Raw genomic sequence first — 7,933 nt, 5'->3', positions numbered from 1 at the left:
AAAACCTTATTAATAGCATTTTTAATATTCTGCTCACTATCACTTGTCCAGTCTACTGCTATAACAACATTTTTCTTTGTTGATGAAGGCGTCGCATCTAGTCCGTACAAATTCAAGTCAACATTATAATGTGCTGTTGCTGTTTTAGATGTTTTATCAACAGTAACGCTTCTTTGTGCACTTCCGTCTACTGTTATATTCCCACTTGTTGCTGCCTTAGCTCCCATAGGTGTTATACAAGTTAGTGTTAAGATAGTACTTAAGGCTATGCTCAAATACCTCTTAAGTGGGCTTTTCAAAACATTCATAAAATCCCCCCTTACTGCTAATTTATATCTAGCAAAGTCGATACCCTAAAAAATCTAATAAAATATACTATATTTTATGTTGAAGCTGTGATAAATGTCTCTTAACTAGCTATAAATTAATTTAATAGCTCTTTTCTTGAAACAACACTAATATTAGTTTTATTTTGCTTAGTTATAGTTTCTATTACTGTGCTAGATGGCTTCCCACTTGAACTTACCTTAAAAAACTCAGCAAGTCTTGGGTCACTACAGTTATTAATTAATCTTGTAGCAGCTGCCTTATCTGGTGTTATTTCTATTGCCCCACCTTTAGTAATTATATTTCCTCTAGCCAGTATATTCCCCTTAATATTAATATTAGTAGGTGAGTCGATAATCACATTTCCTCTACTAATTATAAGTACATCTTTCCCATCTAAATTATCTGATTGTGTAATATGAATATCTCCATTAGAAATATAAATATACTCTTTGTCTGTAGGATCTGACTTAATATCTACACCCTTAAGAACATCCCAATTAAAACATCTATCTAATCCCTTTTTACTCTTATAATCACTAAATCCATTTTCATCTAAAGTCTTATATGTTACAACGTCCTCTAAATTAAGTCTTCTAGATAAAGTGACCTTTATAGGATCAAATATTCTATTATTTAATTGACCTAATAATGACACGGTTTCATATCCTTCTACTTTTTTACCAGTAAACTCATCCCTATATTCTATTGCTGGCAGTATTACTCTTTTATCTGACTCTGTTCCTCCAAGTTTAGCGTTAACATTATTAATTAACTCCATATTATAGTCATAAAATGGGTCGTCGTGATCATTCAAATAATTTAAGTAAATTTTACCATCTTGAATAAAGAAACTATTAAAGTAACTAATATTAAGTCCACTTCCTCCATTTCCATTGATTCTACTAGCAAAATCCTCAACACCTATAGGAGATACACCATCGTTACTTTTAATGTCTTCTAATATATCTTTTTTAGCCTTTACATCAGCCCCAAGAATATCCATATAATTAAGCAAATCTTTATCTATTGGAGAATTTATATTAATATTAGGAACCTCCAGCCATCCTTTTCCTAAATCAAACCCTCCTATTACCCCATCTGCAGTTACTTCTTTATTATTTAGATAATCAAGTATATATGAAGAACCAATTTTACTATCTGCCTTATATTTATCAATAAAATCAGGTTTCTGAAGTTCAGGATCTCCTATAAGCTCATAAGTAGAATACCACTCATCTTTATACTCTTTTTTTGATTGTAATCCAAGCTCCCAGAAGTATTCTGAGAAAGCATAAAGATTGCCATATATTCCTACTGTTTGAAAAGTTTTATATAAAACTTTAGTCCCTGGTGGCGCCTCACTTTTTTCATCTGCCGCAACGGTTCTAACCCAAGATTCTGCAAATACTTCTCCAAACAAGGTTACCTGTCCACCAACCTTTAGCTTACTACTATTAGTAGACCCATCCTCTTCATACTTATTAATAGCAATTGAAGGTGATGCTAAGTATTGTGCCTTACTATTCGTTTCAGCACCATCTTCATAACCAACAATATTTTTTCCTATATTTACATTGGCATCAAGTCCATTAAGAGTAACATTATCTGCAACAAAAGCACTTTCCCCTATTGATATAGAATCTTTACCTATACCATCTACTCCTTTACCCACCATAACAGAGTGGCAAAATACATTATTTTTAATATTTATAGTAGAACCATCAGTTGCAGTTTGAACAAATCCACCTTGAAAGCTTGGGGTTTTCTCGTCATTTATATTATGACCAACATATGCATCTCCGTTGATAGTTACATTCCCTTTTGCACCTGAAACTATTCCAGGCACTTTATACTTTGATAATAACGCCTGATCATGTCCAGCTATGATACCCCCATATCTAACTTCTTTAGTGAAGTCATTATCACTAGGCTTATCCTTAGGATCTACTTCTCCATTTACTATTACATCTGAATTAACCGTTAAATTATTTCCTACTGCAAGATTCTTCTCAGATATAATTCCATAATCAAGTACACTACTGTATAAGCTACCTGTTACATTTTCAGTTTTCAGTTGAGATTCCTTTAATGGGTCCATTTCAATTGTTACTGTGGCGTACTTTGAAGTATTTTTATCATCTAAGGTTTTGATATAGAATGTTTCTTTTAATGGATCTTTATTAATCATTACTTTATTTTCGAACTCTGTCATAATTTCCTGTGGATTTACAATCTGTTCTTTTGATTTTAATTTTTCTATTTTACCAATATTAGCACTAGTAAAATCTCCTATACTAGCGCCACTACCTGTTGGTATAAATCTTTCAAACTCACTACCTGCCCTTATTTCATTAAGAGTCTCAATAAGTACAATTTTTTGATTCCCGTTATCCTTAGAGGACTCTATATCCCCCTTAAGGTCTGTCCATGTAAAAAAGTTTTCCCCTGTTGAATTAATTAAATTATCCTTTAGATTAAGGCTTTGCTTAATTTGTGATGTGTTATTAGACGTGAAGAAATCCTGCATATATAAGTTGTACTTATACATATAATATGCCCTAACCCTATCTTCTAAAAGCTTATCCTCTTCAGCAATTAAAAAATCTTTACCTGGGTTTTCTGTAGCCATAATAGCAGCTACTGCACTACTGTGCATTTCATAAATCTTTGCAATATATATATCATTCATATTAGGAATCTTATTCTTAATATCAAAACATTCCTCGTTAACCTTTTTTCTAGCTCTTTCTGAAAAGGCATCAACATGATATAGCACCTTTTCAAGAGATCCTTCAGCACCATAAAACCCTTTGTTTCTTCTATACATCATACTACTTTGATTAATACTAGAAAGGGTTAGAGGCACTAAGCTAAAAGATAGTATTAATACAACAGTCATTACCATTATTACTAAAAATGTAGCTGAACCATGCTTTTTTCTATTTTTCATCTAGTACCTCCTCCTAATCAACCTTAAAATTATATGTTTCACTTTTACTACTTCCATTACCTGATCTTAAAGTTATTGTTAGCTTTATCATATTGCTTTTAAATTCAATATTATTTGGCTTATCTATACTTTCCTTAGATTCAAGCTTAGCTATTGTTTCAGCATTATAACTAAATGAGTAGGTATCTAGCTTTCCTGTATATTTAATACTTGAATTAGTTACCCCTCCGTCTAAAACTAATCTTCCATCGTTAGCCGCCTTTTTTAGGTTCTCATATGCATAGCTCATAGCAAGTGACATATCCCTATTTTCTGTTGCAGCCTTATTAGTTTTAATGCTTGCAAGTATTCCGTTAGTTACTGGAATTGCAAGTAATATAAATACTGATAGAGCTATTATAAGCTCTATCAGTGTAACACCTTTTTTCTTATCTCTTTTCAACATACACATTGCTACCACCCTTTGTAATACTACATCTTGGTAGTTTGGCATCATCACCTATAACATAAACATATACCTTCTTATCTGTTTCATTGTTAAGCTTAATATTTATAACATTCTTATCACTTTCACCCTTACGAGCTGTTGAATATACAAGAAGTACTATATCCTTACTATTAGGTTTGAATTCCTTAAGTCCACTTACAGGGAACCTTTCCTTACTTGTTGCCATACTATACTCATACTTACCACCCTTGCCTTTAAGGGTTATTTCAGCATTTTCAAATGACTTATTTCCTCCGAATATGTTCTTACTATCTCCTGACTTCTCTATTACTAAAGAGCTTGTTGGAGAATTTGTAGTTGATAGAGCTAGAACAAAATCCTTTGTCTTGTCTATTTGGGTTATGCTGTTATTAGTTGATATAGATGTATTAGGAGATGTACTTGTACCTCCTACTACTGGCGGTGGTACTACAGATTCTCCTCCTAAAGCTGGTGCTGATGAGAAGATAGTTGATTTTCCTGTTGGTAGGTTAAGCCCATTGAATACTCTAAGCGGAGCCTTTTCATCATCATATCCAATAAAGTTAATTGCAAATGATAAATTAAGCTTATTTGCCTCATCAGGTGTTATAGATAAATTATCTAAAACAAATACACTTTCAAACTTCTCTGAGAGCTTAATTAGCCTTTTAAGCTCTGCATATCCTAGCTTCCAGTTAGTTGTTGCACCATATGAATAAAGTCCCTTAGTAATAGCTGAACTCTCTTCCCCTGCTACTGACTCCATGCTTTTGATTTCAGTTCTTGGAGAGAATGAATAACTTTCAGCCTCTGCTGATACCTGTTTAGTTATATTGTAGGTATCAACTATTACATATTTTTCTGTAAGGTTATTTGGAATCTGCCTTGATAGGCCCATATAATCAAGCTTTTGCTTATCATACTTCTCCCTATTTAGGTTAAGATCGTTTTCAAAGCCCTTTAGCTCATTAACCTTAGCTGTTAGTCTTTGATTTTCTGATTTTGCTGATGTCATTCCACTATATAGTGGGTCTAATGCAAAGAAATAAAACAATGCTCCAACAACAACAATACCTAGAATTGATAAAAGCTTTTTATCTCTTTCTGTTACCCTCATGCTTAGCTTCATTTCTATCACTTCCTAACAATCTCTGCATTAACAGAGGCTCTTCTAAATCCATCTTCTTCCTTCGAGCTTATTGCACTTATAGTAACCTTACTAAACAGTCCGCTTGACTCCATGTTGTGCATAAGCTGGGCAAAATTATCTTCCTTTGCCCCCTTAACTATAAAGTTAAGGCTTTTCATGTCAATTGTCATATTCTCAATAGACATATCACTAGTTAATACTTCCTCAAAAATAGTTAAAGTATTATAAGTAACATTGTTAATATTTATTGCTGCATCTTTTATGCCTTGTTTTGATTTTAATAATATCCCTTCACTTTTCACCTCAGCCATACGCTTTTCAACATGTGAAAGTTCTTGAATTTGAGATGTTAGGGTAGTGTTCTCTATTTCTGTTAGCTTTTTGCTTCCAAACATAAATCCACTAGTACCAGCTAGTAAAGCAAGCTCTACAATAAGTATGGTTATAAAAACCCTAGCATCTACCCCATTTCTTTTTCCTTTAAAGCTATAGGCCTCAAGGAAATTTATATCCTTATTTGTATTTGAAAACATAGAAAACTCTCCTTTATCTTAAAAGTCCTCCAAAAACGTTTTTATACTCTGATACGTCTCTACCCTTATATTCTCTATTAGTTATTACTACCTTAAGATCGTCGATTGTTTTTGCTTTTACTTCAAATCTACTTCTCACAGCGGAGCCTATGTCTAACTTCTCTCCTACCTCACCTGTTATATATACAGTCTCCATATCCTCTCTATGCTTAGATGTATAAAAACTAAGGTATCTTGCTATATTATCTGCTATTTCACCTGTAATTCTTCTTTCTGCTATATTGTACTCACCCTCTGAAGCTTCACTTCCTATTTCCCTAGTACCTGCAGCCTGGTTATATGACTCCTGCGCCGTATCAAGTGCTGCCTCAACACTTTCATATGAAGATGTTTTAGACATCTGAATAACACCCTTTTTAACTATTACCATTGTTAAATATGTGTCCTGTACAGCACATATAAGACTTGGCCTGTTAGATACGGTATATTCCTGTTGCTGATATTCAAACAAAAGCTTAGATAGTGTATTAGCTTCAACGTCTATTTTCTCTAGTCTTAAATCTGCTGCATTTGCAATATCTATTAGCCTTTCGATTAGGAATTTAGGCACTGCAATAACTATTACCTTTTGCTTTTTCACTCCATCCTCTTCAAAAATCCCAACAACTCTAAAGTCAATAACATAGTTATCTAGGTTAATAGGAAAGTGGGAACCCGCCTCCTGTTTAACCATTCCATAGGTATCTTTAATACTTGCAGGAGGTATGTTAATTTCACGAACTAGCATATTCGGCATAGCAGAAATAATAAAGGTAACTCCCCTATCTCTTATACCTCTAGCCTTAAGCTCATTTTTAATCATTTCTCCTAAAAAATACTCATCATAAGCACTATCTATAAGTGTTTCGCCTTCTAGGGAAAGGGTAAAAAAACTGTCAATTAGAAACTCATGACGAAACTTTCCCTTGGCAAATCTTATACTGTTAGAACCAAACTCAATACAAAGCTTATTATTCATAACCTTCACCTTTTCCTAATTTCTTATGGTGTAATCCTGGGTCATAGTATCTATCTTCCCTTTACCATAACTATAATCAATGGTAATACTTATTTTGCTTAACACCTTTTTAGTATCAAGACCAATTAATACCTCACTATATGTTGGAGTTATTTTAAATCCTTCAACAATTCCCTCAAGTGCCTTTGTCTTAGTTCCTGGCATATTAGTATATCCTACCGGCTCATTATCTTGCCCCTTAGATATATTAGAAATTGTTTCTATATATTTCTCTCCAGCCTTGTCCCCTTTTAGGGTAAACATTACATAATGATAATTTTTATTCTTATATTTACAATCAGTAAGTAATGTACAACTATTGCCATACAAGTGGTTGCTCTCTTCAAAATTCTTACCTGATAATACCTTAGGGAGAACCCCTCTATGAAGGTATCCTACTGCTGGCTGAACCTCTTTAACTATGTCACCCTTTAAGTTGTAAATAGCAGGGTCTGAATTTTGATATACTGCCATAAATATAGAATCCTTAGGACTTGTTAAATTAGCTTCACTAATAGAACCTAAGTCACTAGTTGATGCTACCTCAATTGAATCCTGATAGGATGACTTAAGATAGCCATATAACGAATCTGAAAAATTCTTAACCTCAATATCTACCTTGGCTCTATTTTGATCGTTTTTATATAATTTGAAACTACTAATATATAGGTCATATAATGCTAGAAATATCATTACAAGAATTGCAACTGCAACCATTAATTCTATTAGGGTAAATCCTTTTTTCTTCATCTACTTACCCCTCTTTTCTAGTACAATATTTCCTGATGGTGGAGTTGATATGGATATAACCCTTTCAAATCCTCCATCACTTAAATCAAATTTAATCCTAGCATTCTTAATAGTCCTAATCTCAAGAAGGTCCTCATCATCGTCATCATCATCTAAATCATCATCAAATGAACGGATTACCCTTCCCTTAGAGTCAAATGTAAACATATACTCATCAATTGAACCATCATCTTCCCTTGGATAAATTGTGTTTAATCTATCAGCATTATCGTCTAATAATTTCTCTTCAAAAGTTATAGTCAAATCCTTAATTGAAATTATGTTTGAAAGAGATACCCTATCGATAACATTCTCCTTGTTTCTTAACACAGCAGTTATACCTGTAATATTCTTATTGTCATCATCTTCTGATTCAAACAAAATATTATAAGTACTTGCAAGGTCATACTTCCCCTTATACATAATCCCTACCTGATCAACAAATTTCCCCTCAGACAATTGAAGATCATATAGCTTTCTTACTAAAGAGAGGGCCTCATTACTAAAGCCCTCTACCTTTGATGTTTTAAGGGTTGATAGTGAACTTAGAAAAACCACTGAACAGAGAATAGTTATAATAGCTACAACAATTATCATTTCAATAAGAGTAAAACCTTTTTTCATAAAATCACTATCCTAAACTATTATTGAATAA

At 33.0% G+C, this 7,933-nt stretch carries 8 protein-coding genes; all 8 read right to left on the bottom strand.

Annotated features, from left to right (window positions below):
* On the bottom strand, positions 1 to 308 hold a 308-nt coding region (locus RR539_RS09740), incomplete at its 3' end, for a hypothetical protein (protein WP_332474717.1).
* 116 nt (positions 309 to 424) lie between these two features.
* Positions 425 to 3,280, bottom strand: a complete 2,856-nt coding sequence (locus RR539_RS09735) for a hypothetical protein (protein ID WP_332474716.1) — start codon at positions 3,278 to 3,280, stop codon at positions 425 to 427.
* Positions 3,281 to 3,293: 13 nt separating this feature from the next.
* Positions 3,294 to 3,731, bottom strand: a complete 438-nt coding sequence (locus RR539_RS09730) for a type II secretion system protein (protein ID WP_332474715.1) — start codon at positions 3,729 to 3,731, stop codon at positions 3,294 to 3,296.
* Entirely contained in the window at positions 3,709 to 4,878 is a 1,170-nt protein-coding gene (locus RR539_RS09725) for a hypothetical protein (protein WP_332483779.1), read from the bottom strand. Before RR539_RS09725 ends, RR539_RS09730 begins: the two co-directional genes overlap by 23 nt.
* 5 nt (positions 4,879 to 4,883) lie before the next feature.
* Positions 4,884 to 5,432, bottom strand: coding sequence for a PilN domain-containing protein (locus tag RR539_RS09720; RefSeq protein WP_332474713.1), 549 nt, complete (start codon positions 5,430 to 5,432; stop codon positions 4,884 to 4,886).
* 13 nt (positions 5,433 to 5,445) lie between these two features.
* Positions 5,446 to 6,450, bottom strand: a complete 1,005-nt coding sequence (gene pilM / locus RR539_RS09715) for a pilus assembly protein PilM (RefSeq protein WP_332483780.1) — start codon at positions 6,448 to 6,450, stop codon at positions 5,446 to 5,448.
* A 15-nt stretch (positions 6,451 to 6,465) separates the two neighbouring features.
* Complete coding sequence (locus tag RR539_RS09710) at positions 6,466 to 7,239, bottom strand: PilW family protein (RefSeq protein ID WP_332483781.1); 774 nt, start codon at positions 7,237 to 7,239, stop codon at positions 6,466 to 6,468.
* On the bottom strand, positions 7,240 to 7,902 hold the full coding sequence (locus tag RR539_RS09705; protein WP_332500378.1) for a pilus assembly FimT family protein: 663 nt from the start codon (positions 7,900 to 7,902) through the stop codon (positions 7,240 to 7,242).
* Positions 7,903 to 7,933: the final 31 nt, after the last annotated feature.

Origin of the sequence: Clostridium sp. (assembly GCF_036639235.1) — a bacterium.
GTDB lineage: Bacteria > Bacillota > Clostridia > Clostridiales > Caloramatoraceae > Clostridium_AB.
This window is presented reverse-complemented; position numbering and strand designations above follow the sequence as displayed.

Bases quoted from the DNA above. Each gene is read 5' to 3' on its own strand.
- RR539_RS09735 (WP_332474716.1), bottom strand. From the start codon at position 3,280: ATGAAAAATAGAAAAAAGCATGGTTCAGCTACATTTTTAGTAATAATG.
- RR539_RS09730 (WP_332474715.1), bottom strand. From the start codon at position 3,731: ATGTGTATGTTGAAAAGAGATAAGAAAAAAGGTGTTACACTGATAGAG.
- RR539_RS09725 (WP_332483779.1), bottom strand. From the start codon at position 4,878: ATGAAGCTAAGCATGAGGGTAACAGAAAGAGATAAAAAGCTTTTATCA.
- RR539_RS09720 (WP_332474713.1), bottom strand. From the start codon at position 5,432: ATGTTTTCAAATACAAATAAGGATATAAATTTCCTTGAGGCCTATAGC.
- pilM (WP_332483780.1), bottom strand. From the start codon at position 6,450: ATGAATAATAAGCTTTGTATTGAGTTTGGTTCTAACAGTATAAGATTT.
- RR539_RS09710 (WP_332483781.1), bottom strand. From the start codon at position 7,239: ATGAAGAAAAAAGGATTTACCCTAATAGAATTAATGGTTGCAGTTGCA.
- RR539_RS09705 (WP_332500378.1), bottom strand. From the start codon at position 7,902: ATGAAAAAAGGTTTTACTCTTATTGAAATGATAATTGTTGTAGCTATT.